Origin of the sequence: Paenibacillus sp. PAMC 26794, from assembly GCF_000316035.1 — a bacterium.
Lineage (GTDB): Bacteria > Bacillota > Bacilli > Paenibacillales > Paenibacillaceae > Paenibacillus.
The window spans coordinates 75737-96543 of the sequence record NZ_ANHX01000011.1; the positions used below are offsets into that span (position 1 = coordinate 75737).

The window sequence follows — 20807 nt, forward strand, 5'->3', positions numbered from 1 at the left end:
GACTCATGAATGAACATGTCAGAAATGAAACCGCTTGAAACTGCAATGAGTTATGCACCTGTCTTGATGTTTGACCGAAACGAACCCTTTTATCCGGATTTTGTTGGCATTTCTGTGTTGCATCAATCTGGGCCTTCACCATCGTTCAGAAGGGACATTAAGTTTCCGACCGAGGCAGTACAATATGTAATTGAATATGCAATCTGGTGGGATTATGAGATTGGACATCTGTATGAAATGGAGCATGTATGGGTTTATGTGGGTCATGACGGAGAGGTAGTAGACTGTGAAGCCAGCTTTCATGGGAAGGTGCTGCGCGGATTGTTGAAGGAACGGGTCAATGTGGTTGGACATCATGTATGTCTGTACTCGCAGCCTGGCAAACATGCCTTCTCACCACTTCCGGTTGTATTTGAGTTATTGCCAAACCTGTATAGTGCAGCAGGTGCCGAAGCTGGATGTGATGGGCTACTTGTCAATGAGTTGTTTCAAGATTATTTTGAAACGAATGAACAGATCGATGCTCAGGTGGAGCGTTATCTGCAGACCAAAGCGTTTGTACCTACCATGGAGTTCGAAGAATTACTACTAAAACCGGAGATGTTTATGACGTGGGATAATCTGTTTGGTATTATTCCGCACAGAATTAAGGACCGTTTAATTGAACTGGAGCAACTATATAACACATAAGTAATTAATTTTAAACGGGTTTTATGTAAATTTAAAGTGTGTTTTATCGCTTCAAAACCAAACTTTGTTGATTCGAGTTTGGTTTTTTTTATGGGAAAATGGACTCAGTATGAGTAAGTATTTATTAGACTTAAGTCTTGAAATGTGGAGTGTGTACAGCAAAATACATAATTTTTTTGCATGATAAATGATATTTGTTAGACGGAAGAACTATACAACTTCTTATGTAAATATAAGAAGATCATGTCACATGAAATTTTGTATGGAGGTGCATGTGAAAGTCAATGCAAATTGTTGAATATACGTATATATGTAAGTAAAAATAACAATTAAATAGGTAAAAAGTATAAATTATATTAAAAAGAAGATTCTTTATATCTGAAATAAAAATTCATAATAGTGCAAATTTATAGAAATATAAAACTCCTATTCAGTTTTGGTATATTTATGTCGAAATAGATCGTAAGTTGTCTGGAACGCGATCTAGAGAAGGGTTTACCAAGCGTTATATACATAACTGGACACTAAGATGCCTAGGAGGAGATTACATGAAGTGGTTTGGAAATTTGAAAACAGCAACAAAGATTATCTCAGCATTTTTAATTGTGTCGATAATCCTAGCGGGGCTTGGCGTCTACTCTGTAGTAACATTGAGAAGTACGAATGAACGAATGCAAGAGATGTATAACAACAATCTAATCTCTGTAAAAGAATTATCCTCTGCTCAGATTGATTATCAAAGAATGCGTGTGAATGTGCGTGATTTGAACTTCGAAACCGTTGAAACTGAAAAAACTCGGATCACGGAAAACATTGCTTCGATTCGTCAGAGTGTGAATGATCGCCTGACTATCTATCGTCCACTTGCAACAACCCCTGAAGAAATAGAATTACTCCGTAATTTTGATGCGGAATATCCAGGATATTTAACAATGTTTGAACGAGCAACTAATCTGGCTGTCGCAGATGATCAAAGTGCCTTTAATACCTACCTTAAATCTGAACTTAAACCACAAGGGGACAAGATTGTTGAGCTCCTTACCAATTTGATCGACCTTAATGAAAGTTTGACTGAACAGGCGAATATACAATCTCAGGCTGCCTATTCACAAGCATTCAAAGTAACGATAATTCTTGTGGTTCTGTCCGTACTCTTCAGTATTTTCATTGGATATATCATCTCTCGCTCCATTTCGAAGCCACTCGTGGCTATGTTGGGTCTAGCCACGGAAGTTGCCAACGGAAATCTAACCCTTAAGTCAGACATCTCCAGCAAAGATGAGGTGGGTCAACTGGCTGCGGCATTGAATCGTATGGTAGACAATCTGAGAGAGTTAATTAATAACATTGTGATGAACTCCCAAAGTGTTGCTGCTTCTTCGGAACAGATCTCAGCCAGCACCCAGGAAATTGCAAGCACCAGCACCAGCCAATCCAGCGAGGCAGGAAATATCTCCGAATTGTTCAAGGAGCTTTCACTTGCCATTAACTCCGTCGCTGCAAGTGCGGAAGAAGCGGCTGAACTGTCCAACGATACGGTGAAGACTGCCCGTGAAGGTGGGCTTGTTGTACAGACTTCATTGGAAGGTATGCAAGCCGTTAATACAAAAATGACCAAGCTTGAAGATGATTCTCGTAAAATCGGTGACATCATTGAAGTGATTGACGATATTGCTGAACAGACCAATCTGCTCGCGCTGAATGCTGCGATTGAAGCGGCACGTGCGGGAGAACAAGGACGAGGATTCGCCGTAGTAGCAGATGAAGTCCGGAAGCTCGCCGAACGAAGCGGTGAGGCAACCAAGGAAATTACAGCTATCATCAAAGCGATGCAGGAAAATACGAGACAAAGTGTACAGGCCGTAGTAGCAAGTGTTGAGCAGTCTTCCATGACTGGACAGGCTTTTGATCAGATCATTGATATGGTCAATAACTCCTCACAGAAAGTAAACGAAATCGCAGCTGCATGTGAAGAAGAAGCAGCACAAGCCGCAGAGGTGATGAGTTCTGTTGAATCCATCTCGGCGTCCAGTGAGGAATCAGCTGCTGCATCAGAAGAGACAGCGGCGACATGCCAGTCTCTGGCACATCTGGCGGAAGAGCTGGCGAATTCGGCAGCTGCCTTCAAAACAAATTAATAAAATTGAATTGAGGGTGAATCGATGTCTTCACTTCAGAAGGAACAATATATTGAACTGTCTGTAGGTGCAGAGACTTGCGCCATTCGAATCGAAGAAATTCACGAAATTATTAAAATGCTCAGCATTACAGATATCCCATTCAGCCGCCCAGAGATCAAAGGGGTAGTTAATCTGCGTGGCAAGGTTGTATGTGTGATGAGTCTACGGAACCTGCTGGGTATGCCGGACGAACCGGACACCAGAGCAACTCGGATTATCGTAGTGCGACATCAGGAAGAATATATTGGCTTGATTGTGGATCGCGTGAACAAGGTAACCACATATTCGGAAATACATCCGCCAACCGGCGGATATGGTCGTAACCGTGAAGGTTTATTCCATGGTGTGGGTCAACAGGAAGACAAGCTTGTGGGCATTTTGAAACTGGACGAAATATTGGGCGGTTAGGGAGGTATATACGAATGATGGATTTGTCTGCCTACCGTGACATCTTTATCGAAGAACTGAATGATCAACTGGAACGTATGGATCAGTCTTTACTGGCATTGGAGCTTTCGCCTTCTGTAGAACTGGTTCAGACGCTGTTTCGGGCAGCCCATACGATCAAGGGATCGGCATCCACAATGGATTTCCGTGAATTAAGCGACCTCACGCATGAAGTGGAGTATGCTCTTGAATGGGTCCGGGAGAAAAAACCGGAGATGACTTCGGAGCTAATTGATACGTTGTTCCGCTCTTTGGACGCCATGAAGGTGCTTCGTGATCAGTACATCCGTGGGGAAGCCTATGCAGACTTTCGAGCTGTAGTACGAGAAATAAAGGATTTAATTCAAACCCCGGCAGTAGTCGGAAAACTTATAACACCTCAATTGCAACCAGCAGAATCGATTATGGCACAGGTGGCTATAGTGTCAGGCAAACAGTTATTGTCCATTCACATTGTGCTGGAGCAGAAGTGCATGATGAAAGCGGCCAGATATCATATTTTACGACAACGTATTGAGGACATCTGTGGTACGGTTGTCGCTACTTCGCTCATGGAGAGTCAACCGGGCGCGCAGAATGAAGATGACCATTATGGTCAGTTCATCATCATCGTAGCAACGTCGAAGGACCCACAGCAGCTTAAGGCAGAGCTGTCTTCAAACTCGGATATTCATATGCTGGAGATTGATCCATATCTGCTGGAATCCAATGAGGTTGCAGCGACTTCTGCACCACTTGAATTAATCTCTGAAACAGAGCAAACGAAACAAAGCTTGCCTACCGTGAATACAACTGGCTCGGATGAGAAAGTGAAAGCTGCTCAACCTACAGTTCGTGTGAGTGTTGAACGTCTGGACCATTTGATGAATTTGGTCGGTGAACTGTTAATTGATCAGACATCCCTTGCAGATCTGAGTGGATCGGGTGCGCGTAAGGAGTCTTCACCACTCATCCGGAGTATTAGTGGTGTATCCGATCATATGGGCAGGGTGATCAAGGAACTCCAAGAAGGTGTAATGAAGACACGGATGTTACCCATTGATCAACTATTCAGTCGCTTCCCGAGATTGGTTCGTGACCTGTCGCAGAAGCTGGGTAAGGATCTGGAACTAGTTATTCAAGGTGGAGAGACGGAGCTTGACCGGATGATTATTGAAGAATTGAGTGACCCGCTGATCCATCTCATCCGTAACAGTGCAGATCATGGCATTGAAAGTGCAGAGGTTCGGGCGGAGAACGGTAAGCCGTCCAAAGGGCGTATTACATTAACTTCGTTTCATGAAGAAAATCATGTTGTCATTCGTTATTCAGACGATGGCAAAGGTATCGATGGTGAGAAGATCAAAGCTTCCGCCTTGGGCAAGGGCATCATTAGTGAGGAACAGGCTGAACGACTAACAACACAGGAAGCTGTCCATCTCATATTTGAGCCTGGTTTCTCCACAGCATCTTCTGTCAGTGAAGTATCGGGGCGGGGCGTTGGAATGGACATCGTGCGTAGCCAGATCGGGCGGCTCAACGGTATTATTGATATTGATACGGAGGTTGGTGTTGGCACCACGTTTACGATTCGTCTACCGCTTACTTTGGCGATTATTAAAGGTCTGTTAGTCAAAGTATCCGGTCGTGTTCTGATATTACCGATGTATAATGTTGCTGAGATTGTTCGAATTTCACCTGAAGATATTCATATGATCCAGGGGCAACAAGCGATCCTGAATCATGGACGAATTGTACCTTTTCACCGACTGTGCGACAGGCTCAACTATCCACGAACGGACCGCAAATCCAAAACCATTCCGCTGGTGATCGTACGTTCCGTTGATAAAATTGAAGCTTACGCAGTAGATGAGATTATAGGAAATCAGGAAGTCGTCATTAAGACGCTTGGTACGTATCTGGGAGCGATGAACCATCTATCTGGCGCAACGATCCTTGGTAATGGTAAGGTTGCCCTTATATTGGACGCGTCCTATCTGGTGAGTCTTTAATCGTTAGATAAACAAAAACATTATGCAGGCCAAAGAGCCTCATTATCCATAACTGGATGGTGGGGCTCTTCATTGTACCTTTTGACATTATGGCCACTCAGGATTTGAAAATAAGATCCATAAATCGGTTGGCAGCCAGAGAAATCGGCATATTGCGTTTGGTCATAATCCCCACATGGGAAGGGGGGAGCGGGACATCAAGCTGAATTTCGAAGAGCGAACCTTCCTCTAGCTCTTTGGATATAAATTCACGTGTGACATAGGAAATACCCAGTCCTCGACGCGCAAACTCAATCAACAGATCAACGCTACCGACCTCAATCTCAGGTTTCAACGTGTAATTATAGCTGTTAAACAATTCGGTTATAGCCATCCGAACCCGGCTGTTCCGGGAGAAGAGGATCAGTTGATGCTCCAGAAGCATCTCAAGTGTCATGACTTTACCCTTCAACTGAGCATAACGTTCCCCAGCTACAAAACAGTCCTTCAACTGAATACTTTCCCTGACTTCTAGCTGTGGATCAACAATGGGCATCCTAACAACACCAAGATCAATCTTGCCTTCTTTCAGAAAGGTAATCACTTCCGGCGTGGTTCCATGACTCAGATGTAGCTTGATGTTAGGGTACAAGATGTGGAATTCCTCTAGATACGCCAGCATGTAATGCTTGAACAGGGAGTCACTGCCACCAATTCTCAATTCACCATTGTCGAGACTCTTCAGTGCGGCCATTTTTTCTTCCGCAAGGGAGATCAGAATCTGGGATTGTTCAATATAGGAGTATAGACTGGCACCTTCCTGTGTCAACGCTACACCCTTGGAATTTCGATAAAACAAGGTGAGACCAAAACTCTCTTCCAATTGCTTAATGGCATGACTAACGCTGGGTTGAGTGATATACAGTGCTTTCGCAGCCTGTGTCAAACTTCCCGTTTTGGCGGCCCAATAAAAGACTTTATATAGTTCGTAATTTGTAGTCATAGATGTGGTCTATAGCTCCTGTGAAATATATTAATTACTTGTATAGCTATAAAACGTATTATAGTGTAACTACAACAAAGAAACCAGAGTTACTTGGAAGGAGAACGGTAAGATGGAACCAACTACCATTGTTTTATTTGGTGCAACTGGCGATTTAGCCAAAAGAAAAATATATCCTGCCTTATATAACTTATATCTTGAGCAGAAGCTTCCGGAAACCTTCTCATTGATTGGTCTGGGCCGTAGAGAGTGGTCTGATGAATTCTTTCAGGCACAAGTGGAAAAATCATTAAATGAATTTTCCAGACGCCAGGCTGATCCTGAAGTTGTGAAGTCATTTGTGAAAGCTTTCCGCTACAGTGTATTGAATATAAGCCATAAGGAAGATTATATAAAGCTGTTGGGATTAGTTGAACAAAGAGAAGCTGAGCTTGGCATTCCGTCCAATCGCTTGTTCTATCTCTCGGTTGGTCCCGAATTTTTCGAACCGATTGCCGAGAACATTCAAGAAAGTGGACTGGGTTCCACAGAGGGCTGGAAACGCCTCGTCATAGAGAAGCCATTTGGTCACGACCTGCAGTCCGCCAGAGACCTTAATCGCAAATTAAGCGAATCGTTCACGGAGGAAGAGATTTATCGGATTGACCACTATTTGGGCAAACCGATGGTACAGCGTCTGGAGACGTTGCATCAGAGTAACCCAATCATGAAGGCGTTATGGAACAACCGTTACATCTCCAATGTGCAAATTACGGCGAATGAGACTGTAGGTGTCGAAGAACGTGCATCCTATTATGATCATGTTGGTGCAGTGCGAGACATGTTCCAGAATCATATGTTGCAATTGCTCATGATGATGGCGATTCAGCTTCCATACAACAGTACTTCCGAAAAAGTTGGATTGAAGAAAAAACACATTATGGAATCGATCCAGCCGTTACAAAAACAAACTGTTGGCGCAAACATCATCCGTGGACAGTATGCAGCAGGCAATATTCAAGGTAAACCGGTAAATGCTTATACTGCTGAACCGGGTGTAGCCGAGAATACGATGAATGACACATTCATTGCTGCCAAATTGCAAATTGATGATTTCTTCTGGCGTGGTGTTCCGTTTTACATTCGCACGGGTAAAAGAATGAAGGAGAAATCAACACGTATCGTGATTGAATTCAAAGAACCTTCAGGACAGACAAATGTGCTGAAAAACAAGGGTTCCAAGCCAAACCTGCTCGTCATTGAGATGAGTCCGGATCAGAGCATGACATTGCAACTGAATGCAAGTGATCCTGAGAATAAAGGTGAATTCAAACCGGTTCACATCGATCTTTCTCCGGATAAAGGTGACCTCGCGGAAGCTTACGAGAATTTGATTCGTGATGCTTTGCTGGGTGATCCAACATTCTTTGCCCACTGGGATGAAGTAGAATTGTCATGGGCGTGGGTGCAGCCAATTCTGGATGCATTCCAGGAAAATCTGTTACCACTTCACCTGTATCCTGCGGGTAGCTATGGACCGGCTGAGTCGGATACTATGCTTGAAGAAGAAGGTCACCACTGGTGGTTTGATGAGCCGGCGGATCAGGAGTCTGTAGTTACAACTAGCATACCCTTGGCGGTTAATGCGAATCTCTAAACCATAATAAAAAAATATATCTGGAGGTAATTAAATCATGAAATTTTTTATCGATACAGCTAATGTGGAAGATATCCAAAAAGCATACAAAATCGGCGTATTGTCTGGCGTAACAACAAACCCATCTTTGGTAGCCAAAGAAGGCGTGAAATTCGAAGATCGTATTGAAGAAATCTTGCGTTTGGTACCTGAAGTGGAGTCCGTTTCTGCAGAAGTGACACCGGATGCCCTTACTGCTGAAGAAATGATCGCGCAAGCAGACGAATTGATCAAAATTAACAACAGCGACAAAAACATTACCATTAAACTGCCAATGACACTTGCAGGACTTGAAGCTTGTCGTTACTTGACCAAAAAAGGTGTGAAAACCAACGTAACGTTGATCTTCACGGTCAATCAGGCGCTTCTGGCTGCACGTGCTGGTGCGACGTATGTATCCCCGTTCCTGGGACGTCTCGATGATATCTCCGAGGATGGCGTACAATTGGTTACCAAAATTGCTGAATTGTTCCGTACACATAACCTGGATGCTCAGATTATTGCGGCTTCCGTAAGACATCCGGATCACGTTACACGTGTAGCGATGGCTGGAGCACATATTGCTACGGTTCCATTCTCCGTTATTGAACAGATCTCCAAACACCCGCTGACAGATCAAGGTATAGACAAATTTGCAGCGGATTGGAAAAAAACAGTACAATAATCTATAACCATTCATTCGTTTCAACTTACTATATAAATAATGGAGTATTGGGAGGACATAATGAGTAAACAACAGATTGGTGTTATTGGATTGGCAGTAATGGGTAAAAACCTGGCTTTGAATATTGAAAGCAAAGGTTTCTCGGTATCGGTATTTAACCGTTCCCCGGAGAAAACGAACGATCTTTTGAAAGAAGCTGAAGGTAAAAACCTGACAGGTGCGTTCACCATTGAAGAATTCGTGGAATCCCTGGAGTCTCCGCGTAAAATTCTGATCATGGTGCAAGCAGGTAAAGCAACAGATGCAACGATCGAGCAACTGCTTCCTCATCTGGATCAAGGCGACATTATTATTGATGGAGGTAATGCTTACTTCCCTGACACACAACGTCGCAGCAAAGATCTGGAAGAAAAAGGTTTCCGCTTCATCGGAGCAGGTGTATCCGGTGGTGAAGAAGGCGCACTGAAAGGCCCGGCAATCATGCCAGGTGGTCAGGAAAGTGCTTACCAGTTGGTAGAACCGATCCTTACAGCGATCTCCGCTAAAGTTGGCGATGACGCTTGCAGCACATATATCGGACCAGACGGTGCCGGACACTATGTGAAAATGGTGCATAACGGTATCGAGTACGGAGATATGCAGTTGATTGGTGAAGCTTACCACTTGCTCAAATCCGTATTGAACGTTTCCGTTGAAGAGTTGCATGAGATCTTCACCGAGTGGAATCAAGGGGAGCTGGACAGCTACCTGATCGAAATCACGGCAGATATCTTCTCCAAATATGATCCAGAAACCGGCAAACCAATGGTTGACGTCATTCTGGACGCGGCTGGACAAAAAGGAACAGGTAAATGGACAAGCCAAAGCGCGCTGGATCTCGGCGTACCATTGTCCATGATTACGGAATCCGTATTCTCCCGTTTCCTGTCTGCCATGAAGGACGAGCGCGTAGCAGCTAGCAAAATCCTGAATGGACCAGCGACTGAAGCGTTCTCCGGCGACAAAAAAGCGTTCATCGAGAACGTGCGTAAAGCGTTGTTTGCAAGTAAAATCGTATCCTATGCACAAGGATTTGCACAAATGCGTGCAGCTTCCGATGAATACGGCTGGGATCTGAAATACGGTAACATTGCCATGATCTTCCGTGGTGGTTGCATCATCCGTTCGCAGTTCTTGCAAAACATTAAAGAAGCATACGACAAAGATGCAGAACTCAAAAACCTGCTGCTTGATCCATACTTCCAAAACATCATTGAGTCTTATCAAGGCGCATGGCGTGAAGTTGTAGCGGCTGCTGTAAAACAAGGTGTGCCGGTACCTGGCTTCTCCAGTGCTCTGTCATACTACGACAGCTATCGTACTGAGCGTTTGCCAGCGAACTTGCTGCAAGCTCAACGTGACTACTTCGGTGCTCACACATTCCAACGTTTAGACAAAGAAGGTTCATTCCACTTCCAGTGGATGGACACGAACGAGTAATTTTAATTCCGAAATATAGCATTCCTGCAGTGGTCCTTGAATTTAACTATTCAGGGCTGCTGCGGGAATGCTTTTTCTCGTTAATGGTTCGAATTTGAATATCATCAAATTGTAATAAAATGTACGAATCTGGGTTTGGCAAACAGATGATCTGACTCATCAACTACGTTATACTTGTTCAGACGGACCTGCATCCGTGATGAAAATTCAGAATACAACTTATTGACGTGGAGGTTAGACTGGGCATGTTCGTATTAGCAGGACTATTATTTGTGGTAGTATATGGTTTATTAGTATTCTACATAGGCAGGAGCGGCTGGAGTTGGATGAAACCTGTCGTGTCAGCCAGATTTCGGTGGTTTTATATTATAGCGCTTGTATTTCTTGCTGTTTCTTTCATTTTGGCACGATTGTTTAGCAGCATCTCTTTTCTAAGTATCATCGGTTCCTACTGGCTTGCGATTTTCTCGTTATTATTGCTAATTCTGCCTGTAGTTCATTTGACACTGTGGTTACTAAGATTAACCCGAATTCCAAGACATCATGCACACAAGTGGGCAGGTGTCGTTACGCTGGTGTTGTTAGTGTCTACAATGGCTTATGGGATTTTCAATGCTTACAGCCCGGTAGTGAGAATATATAATATCCAGATTGATAAAAAAGTAGAAGGTGTAGACAAGCTCAACATTGTTATGGCTGCCGATATGCACTTTGGACTTCTATCTGGCCCTGCACATGCCAAACGCATGGTGGAGGAGATTAATGCACTGAAGCCGGATCTGGTGCTGTATCCTGGAGATATTATTGATGACAATCTGGAGATGTACCTTAATAGCGGAATTGCAGATATTATCAGTGACATTCAGGCCCCATACGGTGTCTATGCTTCTCTCGGGAATCACGACAAGTTCGATGGTCCGATTGAAGATCTGATTGCTGCGCTGGAGAAGAGCAACATGCAAGTTCTGTACGATGACAAAATCGTTTTGGATGACAAGATCACTCTGATTGGACGGAAAGACCGGACAGAGAAGGATCGTGCAGAAGTAGCTACTTTAATGCAAGGTACTGACTTGAGCCAACCGGTACTTATGATGGATCACCAGCCGTATGATCTGGATATTGCGGAGCAAAACAATGTAGATCTGGTCGTATCCGGTCACACCCACCGTGGACAGATTGCGCCGGCTCAGTTCATTACACAAGCGATCTACGAGAATGATTGGGGTTATCTGCAAAAGGGCTCTATGCACTCCATCGTAACCTCAGGATTTGGCTTCTGGGGACCACCAATTCGCACAAGCAGTCGTTCGGAGATTGTACAGATTAATATTACATTTCAACAATGATGATAGGCTCTTCGAGAGAAGGGTCTTTGGTTTGTTTGAAGCAAGAGATAGTTGTTGGATGACGCCGTTTGAATCTGCATCAAAATGTGAATATTAAAACATATGCACCCTTAAACGTGGAAGCATAGGGAAATGACTTAAGTAAGGGATGAAGTGGAATAGAGCGTTAGCATTTTTGGGTTGACACCGTTTTCAGGTTATGATAAATTAGATCCGAGGCTTGTTACCGGTAATGCGGGCAAAACCACTATGGAAATGATTTTATTATTTCTGTTTTGGTTTTGCCTTTTTTATTCCTCAAAAAAAACCAGGTGGGTCCATAATGATTATTAAACAGATATTTAATAACAATATTGTCAGTACCGTGGATGACAAAAATCAGGAACTACTGATCCTCGGCCGGGGTATCGGATTTAAGTTCAAAGCAGGCGATGAGATTGATGAAGAGCGGATTGAGAAGATATTTCGTCTTCAGGATACATCGATCTATGAGAAATTTAAATCCATCGTAGCTGAAGTGCCGATTGAGATTCTGCAGGCAACAGATGATATTGTGACACTGGCACGAACACAACTGAACAAAACCATCAGTGACGGGATCTATGTCTCGCTGTCTGATCACATTCATTTTGCTGTTCAACGCTTGGAAAAAGGAATGATTACTCGTAATCCACTTTCTTGGGAAGTTCAGCATTTCTATAAGGCGGAGTACGATGTGGCCAGAGAAGCACTGACCTTGCTGAAGGAAAGACTGGATATTGAGTTCCCCAAAGATGAAGTCTGTAATATTGCATTGCATTTCATCAATGCGGAAGTCAATGATTCCATGAACGATGTCACCCATCTGATGCAGCTGTTGCAGGAGATTATGAATATCATCAAATATCACTTCAACGTCGAATTGGATGAAGATAGCGTCAATTATTTCCGCTTCATCACCCATTTGAAATATTTCTGTCAGCGTGTCATTACCCATTCTTCACATGATGATGCTGAGGAGTATTTATATGAAGTGGTTCGGAAAAACTATCCGGAGACATTCAAATGTATTGGCAAGATCGAGACTTTTATCCATAAAAACTATCAGTATGACATGACTCACTCTGAGCAGTTATATCTAACGCTCCATCTGGAACGTTTGATGAAAACCAAGCGGGACGAAAAGTCCACGCAATAGAATCAAATCACAACTGGATATCCTATGGGCTTGTTACTGTTCAATCAGGCAATACCCGAATGAGATGGCGCCATCAATATGCGCTAGATTCGTTCGGGTATTTTTTATTGGAAAAATGAGGAGGAAAACATCATGAAACATCAGGAAACGGCGCAGGAAATCATCAAAGCCGTTGGGGGAACTAACAATATTAACTCAGTTTATCACTGCGTCACACGTTTGCGCTTTGATCTGAAAGACAACGAGAAAGTTGATAACGGCTCACTCAAGAAATTGGATAAGGTCATGGGAACGAATATTTCGGGCGATCAATTCCAAGTCATTATCGGTAATGATGTGGCAAAAGTGTTCGATGCTATGGTGAAGGAAAATCCGGCAATCCAGCAAAGTACAGAAAATAAAGAGCCAAAGTCGGATAAAAAACAAAATGTCGTGCTGAAAATTTTTGAAACAATCGCAGGTGTCTTTGCTCCGATGCTCCCAGCGATTACAGCGGCAGGTATGCTCAAAGGATTACTTGCTCTGTTCGTATCCTTAGGTTGGATGTCTGCTGGAACGGATACGTACCGGATTCTTTCAGCCATTGGTGACGGCGTATTCCACTACCTGCCCTTACTGATTGCAGTCAGCGCTGCTCGTAAATTCGGCAGTAACCCGTTTGTTGCGATTGCACTAGGTACGGCACTGATGTATCCAGACATGACAACATTGCTATCTAGCGGTGAATCGGTTGGCTTTTTGGGAATCCCGGTTACAGCAGTAAGTTATGCTTCATCGGTAATTCCGATTCTTCTTGCAGTGTGGTTGATGTCCTATGTTGAGAAATGGGTTGACCGCGTTATCCCTGCTGCACTCAAGCTATTGCTTGTGCCGCTGATTACCTTACTTGTTATGGTTCCGGTAACGCTGATTGCGATCGGTCCATTGGGTACATTTGTAGGTAGCGGATTGTCTGGCGGCATCAACTGGCTGCTGAATGAAGGCGGATTGATTGCAGGTATTGTTCTGGGCGGCGCGATGGCGCTCATTATTATGACAGGAATGCACTATGCACTTGTGCCGATCATCCTGAGTAATATCGCTACACTGGGCTTTGATAAATTCTTGCCATTAACCTTTATCTCCAATATGGGTCAGGCTGGTGCAACACTCGGCGTATTCTTCCGGGCAAAAGATAAAAAACTCAAAACCGTGGCATTGTCAACGAGCTTCACCGCACTAATGGGTGTAACGGAGCCGGCTATGTACGGGGTTAACATGAAGTATAAAAAACCATTTGCCGCAGCCATGATTGGTAGTGCAGTGGGTGGCGGATTCGCCCTTGCTTTTGGCGCGAAAGCGTATGTACTTGCGGGTAACGGGGGTCTCCCGGGACTTCCTTCCCTGATCGGACAAACCTTCTGGTATTCCTTTGGGGGTATGATTTTGGCCTTTGTCGTGGGTACGATTATGTCTACGATATTTGGTATTAAAGAAGAAGAAGGAGACGCTGAGGCGTTGGCTCAATTCTCACCAGGCGCTTCTTCTGCAACAGCGACAGCACCTTCCAACGATGCTGCAAGCGTGAATGTGGACGATATGGGCGCTCCAACACCAACAAGTAATGCGGTAGCCGTTGCACCGATGACGGGTAAATCGATTCCGCTCAAAGAAGTCAATGATCCAACATTTGGTGATGAATTGATGGGTAAAGGTGTGGCATTTGTTCCAACGGTGGGCGAATTGGTATCTCCAGTGACAGGTACGATCATGAATGTGTTCAAAACAAAACATGCGATTGTTGTCCGCAGTGATAACGGAATGGAATTGTTAATTCATGTTGGAATTAACACGGTGAAGCTGCGTGGACAGTACTTCGATGCACATGTTGTTACAGGAGCACGTGTACAGGCTGGAGACAAGTTACTCTCATTTGAACTGGCCGAGATTGCAAAAGAATACGACATTACAACGGCTATGGTTGTTACCAATACGGCTGATTACAAGCAGGTTCTACCTGTGAAATTGGGTGAAATCACGATGGGTGAAGACGTATTGAAAGCAGAAATCTAAACAGCCTGTCTTAGGACTAATAATATCAACAAAAGAAGGAGAGATACGGATGATTAATCGACAAGGGTTTCCGGAAGGTTTTCTATGGGGCGGCGCTATTGCCGCCAATCAGGCTGAAGGTGGATTCGACGCTGGCGGCAAAGGATGGTCGACGGCCGATATGGTTCCTTATTTTGAGAAAAAGGACTACACCAACCTTAGAGAACTGATGCATGTTACCAGTGCAACGGTTGAGAAAGCAATGGCACATCACAGTGCAGAAGGTTATCCCAAGCGTTACGGGATTGATTTTTACCATCGTTTCAAAGAGGATATTGCGCTCTTCGCAGAGCTGGGCTTCAAGACATTCCGTCTGTCCATTAACTGGCCGCGTATTTTCCCAAATGGTTATGATGCCGAGCCTAATGAAGAGGGACTGCGTTTCTATGACGAAGTGTTCGATGAACTCCGGAAATACGATATCGAACCACTGGTAACCCTCTCGCATTACGAGATGCCTATGGCACTTGTCCTGAAATATAACGGCTGGGCTGGCCGCGAAGTGATTGGACATTTTGTAAGATATGCGGAAACCGTTATGAACCGATACAAGGACAAAGTCAAATACTGGTTGACGTTTAATGAGATTAACACAACCATTATTGAACCGTTCACAGGCGGCGGTATTATTGAAGACCGGGTTGAAAACACGATGCAGGCTTCATATCAGGCACTTCATCATCAATTTGTAGCCAGTAGCCTGGTGACAGAGAAAGCACGTCAGATTAACCCGAACTTCCAGATCGGATGTATGCTTGCGCGTATGATTCACTACCCGGCGACGTCGAAGCCAGAGGATGTGCTGCAAGCACAGATCGATAATCAGCTGAACCTGCTGCATACAGATGTACAAGTTCGTGGTAGTTATCCAACGTTTATGGCTCGGTATTGGGCAGAGAACGGAATTACCATTGCCATGGAACCGGGGGACGAGCAGATCCTGCGTGAGCACACGGTTGATTTCATATCGTTCAGTTATTACACATCCTTGGTGTCCGCAGTGAACCCAGAGGAATATGGAGTAACTGGTGGCAACCTGTACAGTACGATCAAGAACCCGAACCTGGAGCGCACGGAATGGGGCTGGCAGCTTGATCCGATCGGTCTGCGCGTTGCATTGAAAGAGCTGTATGACCGTTATCAACTGCCATTGTTTGTGGTGGAGAACGGCCTTGGTGCCAAAGATACCGTTGAAGCAGACGGTTCCATCAACGATGATTACCGTATTGATTATCTGAGAAAACATATTACACAAATGAAAGAAGCCGTTATGGATGGTGTGGACCTTATGGGATATACCAACTGGGGAGCGATTGATATCATCAGTGCATCCACTTCGGAAATGTCCAAGCGTTATGGCGTGATCTACGTAGATCAGGATGACAACGGACAAGGCACATTGAATCGTTATAAGAAAAAGAGCTTTGGCTGGTACCAAAAAGTCATTGCCTCGAATGGTGAGAACTTGGAATAGATCAACCTATATAGGCACCCCGGGCGTAGCTGGTATTATGGCGCCGGGGCGCCTTTTTAATATAATCAGGTAGAATTCTCATCAACGCTATTGGCATTTTCAAGGTAAAAAAGATGACTTCATAACATACTGGATGGTATACTGTGATCGTATTGGGGGAGGGATAACCATGAAGAAGCCTATCATTGCTATAGATATGGATGACACGATATGTCATCTGGTCAAGCGGGCTATATATCACAACAACCTCAACTTCCCGACCCATCCGTTGCGCTATGAGGATATGATTCATTGGGATACATCCCATTTGCGTCATCCAGAGAGCACGCATGATGTATTTTATGGTCGGCCGGGTCTGTTCGAGGAATTGGAGTTATACGACGAATATGTTGTAGATGAGATGCGAAAGCTGAACGATGCTTATGATGTTATTGTTGTGACGGCAGCAGAACCAAGAACAGTCGTTGAGAAGTGGAATTGGCTTCAGCAGCATATGCCTTTTATAACCGCAGAACAGTTTATTACATGCAAAAGAAAAAACTTGCTCGGTTTCGATCTGCTCATTGATGATGGAGCACATAATCTGATTCCCGCGCATGAGGACGGCAAAAAGGTCATCTGTATCCCGCATCCGTGGAATATACAGGAGCGTGAGCGATACAACTTTCCGTTGATGTCTTCATGGAAAGAGGCCAAGGCATACATAGATGAAGTGTTACAGGTTGTTGGTGTCTGAGAGTAAATCTTATTGTCCAGAGTGCTGTGCTCTGGATTTTTTGCGATAGGCGAGAGGTGTTTCGCCTGTTATTTTTTTGAATGCAGCATAGAATGAATCCATATCCCGATATCCAACCAGCTCTGCAATCAGACTGACTTTGTGCTGTGAACTCTTTAGAAGTTCGCAGCTTTTTTGTATACGGAGGTGTTGCAGGTAGCTGCTAAAGGTCTGTCCGGTATGTCGCAGAAACATTCGCCCAATTTGCTTCTCGCTCCAGCCGGATGCACGGACCAGATCAGACATCCGAATACGATTGCTTACGTGTTGCTTGAGATAGTGAAGAATGTACTCAAAATCGGTGGAATGAACCGCTTCATCATGATCCTCTTGATAAAGTTGTCTGTAGGTCATCAATACCAACTGGCTCACCAAGGTGTATAACATGGTAGACGAACCGATTCCCGGAACAGAGGATTCACGGTACAGCTTCACCATTAGTTCTTCAATCCGATCGTTGTGATCCACAACGGATATATAAGGAACCTGATTTTGTGCCAGATCCATCAGATGATGAATGATTTCTTTTTCCTGAATGACGGATGTCAGGGTGTTGATCAGTTCAGCATTAAATAGGCAATTATATAGAATTAACGGATGCTCGGATACGTTGGTGCTCACAGGACGGAAAACATGAGGAACACCGACAGGAATAACAAACAGCATCCCTTTCGTCACCGGAATGACATCTTCACCGATATGATGAAAGCCCTTTCCTTCAGCAACATAGCTATACTCAATAAAATCATGTGCGTGAAAAGGAAGGACAAAATCTTCAGAGCAACGATTGACAAAAAGTTGCAGATGATTATGCAGAAAGTATTCACTTTTCATGAGTTGTACAGATGAATTCACAAGCAACCTCCTCGCACAGATGGCTGAAACCCCGGATGAAATAGTCCTGATAACCGGGTATTTAGGGCAACAGGATCGATATAATTATATCGTAACCCCGAATGGGAAGCCAAGATGGAAAGGACGATCTGCTAATGTTCAACGTTAGTCACCTTCGCTGTGAGTATAGAATCAATCCGATAGGCCTTGATGTCCAATCACCGAGATTAAGCTGGCAGTTGCAGTCAGACCGTCGGAACTGTATGCAATCAGCGTACCAGATCCAACTGTCATTGACGGAAGATTTTGATGAGATTGCATGGGATTCTGGCGAGATAAGTACGGATCAATCCATACATGTGGAATTAAACCATTTTCAGCCTTCTCCGCGAACGCGATACTATTACCGGATTCAGGCATGGGATGATGAAGGAAGTGATTCGGGCTGGTCCGAAACGGCTTATTTCGAGATGGGACTTATGGATCGTCATAACAAGTGGCAAGCAGAATGGATCACAGCTCAACCATCAGATGATGGAGATACGTCATGCCCGCGTATGCGCAGGCATTTTAATGTGAAACAAACTGTTAAGTCTGCCCGCATATATGTTACAGCACTTGGATTATACGAGTTGCATATGAACAACACAAGAGTAGGAGAAGATTATTTTACACCTGGCTGGACCTCTTATCGTAAGCGATTACAATATCAAACTTATGATGTTACCCACCTGCTTCAGGATGGACAGAATATTTTAGGTGCTAATCTGGGAGATGGTTGGTACCGAGGGTATCTTGGCTGGAACAAAGAACGGGAGATATTTGGTTCAACGTCCGCATTGCTGCTGGAACTGCATATGAAATACGCAGATGGATCAGAGGAATGTATTCTATCCAATGGGGAGTGGACGGCTGCTCCAAGTGCCATTCGTATGTCGGACATCTATATGGGGGAGACGTATGATGCACGAATGGAGTCCGATTGGTCGGCTTCATCTCAGGCGAATTGGTCACCCGTGAACGTACTGGATCATCCCAAAGATATCATCGTTGCGCAGGAGAACGTACCCGTCACCCAAGTGGAACAGCTACAGCCAATCGCTTTGTTAACAACACCACAGGGAGATCGTGTAATAGACATGGGGCAGAATATGGTGGGATGGATGAGATTCAGCATTCAAGGTGAGGCAGGTCAGACGGTTGAGTTGCATCATGCAGAGATATTGGATCATCAAGGCAACTTCTACACCGATAATCTTCGCGCCGCCAAGCAGTGTATTCGCTACACCTGCAAGGGGGATGGCGTGGAAACATTTGAACCGCATTTTACGTTCCAAGGGTTTCGCTATGTGAAGCTGGTTAACTTTCCGGAACACGTTCGTCTGGATGAATTCACCGGAATAGTGTTGCACTCGAATATGGAGCCAACAGGTCAGTTTTCATGCTCCAGTCCACTGGTGAACCAACTGCATCACAATATATTGTGGGGGCAAAAGGGGAATTTTCTTGATGTGCCGACAGACTGTCCACAGAGGGATGAACGGCTCGGGTGGACTGGCGATGCACAGATGTTTGTTCGCACGTCTTCCTACCTGATGAATACGGCTCCCTTCTTCACCAAATGGCTACGGGATCTGGAAGCGGATCAGGGAGAAGATGGCGGTATTCCATTCTTCGTTCCGGATCTGAGAAGTTCCACGTCAGAAGGATGGGGAGACACCAGTCATTCCTCCGCCGCTTGGGGTGATGCAGCAGTTATCTGTCCTTGGACCATCTATGAGATGTATGGGGATGCCAGATTACTGGCCGAACAATATGAGAGTATGAAGCAGTGGATCGAGTATATTCACGTGCAGGGTGACAATCCGTACCTGTGGAACACGGGATTCCACTTTGGCGATTGGCTGGGACTGGACTCCAAGCCTGATAGTTATGTCGGCGCAACGGACACGGATTATGTGGCAACAGCATTCTATGCCTATTCGGTGTCGTTAACTCAAAAGGCAGCTGAGGCACTTGGAAAGACAGACGATGCTGAATATTACAAGCAGTTGCATACAAACATTGTTCATGCGTTTCGAAATGAATTCGTGACTCCAGCCGGCAAAATTGCTGTTCCAACGCAGACAGCGCATGTTCTTGCGCTTCAATTTGACCTGCTGGACGCCACTGCTCGAACTCGTGCTGTTGAACAATTGGCAAAACTCGTGAAAGAGGCGGGGAATCATCTTACTACAGGTTTCGTGGGCACACCTTATCTGAATCCGGCATTGAGTGATGCAGGTCTTCACGACCTGGCTTATACATTACTTTTTCAAGAGGATTATCCGTCCTGGCTGTATCAGGTGACTCAAGGCGCAACGACCGTCTGGGAACATTGGGATGGGATCAAAGAGGATGGCAGTCTCTGGAGTGCCGGTATGAACTCATTTAACCATTATGCGTACGGGGCGATTGGAGAATGGTTGTATCGTTACGTTGCAGGCATTCGGTCCGATGAACATCAGCCAGGATTCCGAATGGTGCATATCGAGCCGCAACCCGGACCCGGACTGGATTGGGTGGAAGCGAGTCTGGAGACGATGTATGGTCAAGTTGCTTCAAGCTGGCACCGGTTGGCGGATGGTGAAATGGAGATACGGGTGCATATTCCTGTCAATACGAGAGGTACGGTACGTCTTCCTGGAGCAGGTGCACAGATCGTTCTGGAACAAGGGAAACCGTTGGATCAGGTGAGTGAAGTTCAGGTTATTCGCAGTATTGGAGAAGATGTTGAAGTCACACTTGGATCTGGGAGTTACCAATTCACGTACACAGACACGAATGTTAAGAAGGATGGGGATGTTCAGGAGGCTACATTGACAGAGTCCGTATAATGATAGAATATGCGGTAAGAGGTACACTTGAAGAGGATCTGCACACACGCAGGTCCTTTTTCGAACTTGTCTGATGGAAGAGCAAGAACGTCGTGTCCTGGAAGAGAGAACGTGGCAATATCA

General features: G+C 44.7%; 15 protein-coding genes. 13 read left to right on the forward strand and 2 right to left on the reverse strand.

All coding sequences use genetic code 11. The features are described 5' to 3' along the window. Positions 1 to 9 precede the first annotated feature (9 nt). The 4 genes from D829_RS0105505 (at position 10) to D829_RS0105520 (ending at position 5308) form a co-directional block, all read left to right on the forward strand. Positions 10 to 690, forward strand: coding sequence for a hypothetical protein (locus tag D829_RS0105505; RefSeq protein ID WP_017687850.1), 681 nt, complete (start codon positions 10 to 12; stop codon positions 688 to 690). 548 nt (positions 691 to 1238) lie between these two features. Then, positions 1239 to 2828: a methyl-accepting chemotaxis protein gene (locus D829_RS0105510; protein WP_017687851.1), complete on the forward strand. Its 1590-nt coding sequence runs from the start codon at positions 1239 to 1241 to the stop codon at positions 2826 to 2828. A gap of 24 nt (positions 2829 to 2852) precedes the next feature. After that, entirely contained in the window at positions 2853 to 3278 is a 426-nt protein-coding gene (locus tag D829_RS0105515) for a chemotaxis protein CheW (RefSeq protein WP_017687852.1), read from the forward strand. A 14-nt stretch (positions 3279 to 3292) separates the two neighbouring features. Further along, positions 3293 to 5308 carry a chemotaxis protein CheA gene (locus tag D829_RS0105520; protein WP_017687853.1) on the forward strand — a complete coding sequence of 672 codons (2016 nt, stop codon included), beginning with the start codon at positions 3293 to 3295 and terminating at the stop codon, positions 5306 to 5308. Between the two features lie 97 nt (positions 5309 to 5405). Here D829_RS0105520 and D829_RS0105525 read toward each other — a convergent pair whose 3' ends face one another. Next, positions 5406 to 6290 carry a LysR family transcriptional regulator gene (locus D829_RS0105525; protein ID WP_017687854.1) on the reverse strand — a complete coding sequence of 295 codons (885 nt, stop codon included), beginning with the start codon at positions 6288 to 6290 and terminating at the stop codon, positions 5406 to 5408. A 112-nt stretch (positions 6291 to 6402) separates the two neighbouring features. Here D829_RS0105525 and zwf point away from each other — a divergent pair, with 112 nt between their 5' ends. The 8 genes from zwf (at position 6403) to D829_RS0105565 (ending at position 16935) form a co-directional block, all read left to right on the forward strand. Next, complete coding sequence (gene zwf, locus D829_RS0105530) at positions 6403 to 7926, forward strand: glucose-6-phosphate dehydrogenase (protein WP_017687855.1); 1524 nt, start codon at positions 6403 to 6405, stop codon at positions 7924 to 7926. Between the two features lie 37 nt (positions 7927 to 7963). Next, entirely contained in the window at positions 7964 to 8629 is a 666-nt protein-coding gene (gene fsa, locus D829_RS0105535; protein ID WP_017687856.1) for a fructose-6-phosphate aldolase, read from the forward strand. Positions 8630 to 8689: 60 nt separating this feature from the next. Beyond that, on the forward strand, positions 8690 to 10108 hold the full coding sequence (gene gndA, locus D829_RS0105540) for an NADP-dependent phosphogluconate dehydrogenase (protein ID WP_017687857.1): 1419 nt from the start codon (positions 8690 to 8692) through the stop codon (positions 10106 to 10108). Positions 10109 to 10353: 245 nt separating this feature from the next. Beyond that, a complete protein-coding gene (locus D829_RS0105545) occupies positions 10354 to 11457 on the forward strand; it encodes a metallophosphoesterase (RefSeq protein ID WP_017687858.1) in 1104 nt (367 codons plus the stop codon). A 322-nt stretch (positions 11458 to 11779) separates the two neighbouring features. After that, on the forward strand, positions 11780 to 12634 hold the full coding sequence (locus D829_RS0105550) for a PRD domain-containing protein (protein WP_017687859.1): 855 nt from the start codon (positions 11780 to 11782) through the stop codon (positions 12632 to 12634). Between the two features lie 132 nt (positions 12635 to 12766). Then, on the forward strand, positions 12767 to 14686 hold the full coding sequence (locus tag D829_RS0105555; RefSeq protein WP_017687860.1) for a beta-glucoside-specific PTS transporter subunit IIABC: 1920 nt from the start codon (positions 12767 to 12769) through the stop codon (positions 14684 to 14686). A gap of 49 nt (positions 14687 to 14735) precedes the next feature. Continuing rightward, positions 14736 to 16199 carry a 6-phospho-beta-glucosidase gene (gene ascB, locus D829_RS0105560; protein WP_017687861.1) on the forward strand — a complete coding sequence of 488 codons (1464 nt, stop codon included), beginning with the start codon at positions 14736 to 14738 and terminating at the stop codon, positions 16197 to 16199. Between the two features lie 169 nt (positions 16200 to 16368). Beyond that, positions 16369 to 16935 (forward strand): hypothetical protein, encoded by a 567-nt coding sequence (locus D829_RS0105565; protein ID WP_017687862.1) that lies wholly within the window; start codon positions 16369 to 16371, stop codon positions 16933 to 16935. 9 nt (positions 16936 to 16944) lie between these two features. On the opposite strand, the gene D829_RS0105570 is transcribed toward D829_RS0105565, so the two are convergent. After that, positions 16945 to 17829 (reverse strand): AraC family transcriptional regulator, encoded by an 885-nt coding sequence (locus tag D829_RS0105570; RefSeq protein WP_017687863.1) that lies wholly within the window; start codon positions 17827 to 17829, stop codon positions 16945 to 16947. A gap of 134 nt (positions 17830 to 17963) precedes the next feature. Between D829_RS0105570 and D829_RS30465 the strand changes: the two genes are divergently transcribed. Further along, positions 17964 to 20684 (forward strand): alpha-L-rhamnosidase, encoded by a 2721-nt coding sequence (locus D829_RS30465; RefSeq protein WP_017687864.1) that lies wholly within the window; start codon positions 17964 to 17966, stop codon positions 20682 to 20684. Positions 20685 to 20807 lie beyond the last annotated feature (123 nt).

What these genes read in the sequence shown, in the direction of transcription:
- gndA (WP_017687857.1), top strand. Translation starts at nt 8,690, where the DNA reads ATGAGTAAACAACAGATTGGTGTTATTGGATTGGCAGTAATGGGTAAA.
- fsa (WP_017687856.1), top strand. Translation starts at nt 7,964, where the DNA reads ATGAAATTTTTTATCGATACAGCTAATGTGGAAGATATCCAAAAAGCA.
- D829_RS0105505 (WP_017687850.1), top strand. Translation starts at nt 10, where the DNA reads ATGAACATGTCAGAAATGAAACCGCTTGAAACTGCAATGAGTTATGCA.
- D829_RS0105510 (WP_017687851.1), top strand. Translation starts at nt 1,239, where the DNA reads ATGAAGTGGTTTGGAAATTTGAAAACAGCAACAAAGATTATCTCAGCA.
- D829_RS0105520 (WP_017687853.1), top strand. Translation starts at nt 3,293, where the DNA reads ATGATGGATTTGTCTGCCTACCGTGACATCTTTATCGAAGAACTGAAT.
- D829_RS0105515 (WP_017687852.1), top strand. Translation starts at nt 2,853, where the DNA reads ATGTCTTCACTTCAGAAGGAACAATATATTGAACTGTCTGTAGGTGCA.
- zwf (WP_017687855.1), top strand. Translation starts at nt 6,403, where the DNA reads ATGGAACCAACTACCATTGTTTTATTTGGTGCAACTGGCGATTTAGCC.
- D829_RS0105525 (WP_017687854.1), bottom strand. Translation starts at nt 6,290, where the DNA reads ATGACTACAAATTACGAACTATATAAAGTCTTTTATTGGGCCGCCAAA.
- D829_RS30465 (WP_017687864.1), top strand. Translation starts at nt 17,964, where the DNA reads ATGTTCAACGTTAGTCACCTTCGCTGTGAGTATAGAATCAATCCGATA.
- ascB (WP_017687861.1), top strand. Translation starts at nt 14,736, where the DNA reads ATGATTAATCGACAAGGGTTTCCGGAAGGTTTTCTATGGGGCGGCGCT.
- D829_RS0105545 (WP_017687858.1), top strand. Translation starts at nt 10,354, where the DNA reads ATGTTCGTATTAGCAGGACTATTATTTGTGGTAGTATATGGTTTATTA.
- D829_RS0105550 (WP_017687859.1), top strand. Translation starts at nt 11,780, where the DNA reads ATGATTATTAAACAGATATTTAATAACAATATTGTCAGTACCGTGGAT.
- D829_RS0105555 (WP_017687860.1), top strand. Translation starts at nt 12,767, where the DNA reads ATGAAACATCAGGAAACGGCGCAGGAAATCATCAAAGCCGTTGGGGGA.
- D829_RS0105565 (WP_017687862.1), top strand. Translation starts at nt 16,369, where the DNA reads ATGAAGAAGCCTATCATTGCTATAGATATGGATGACACGATATGTCAT.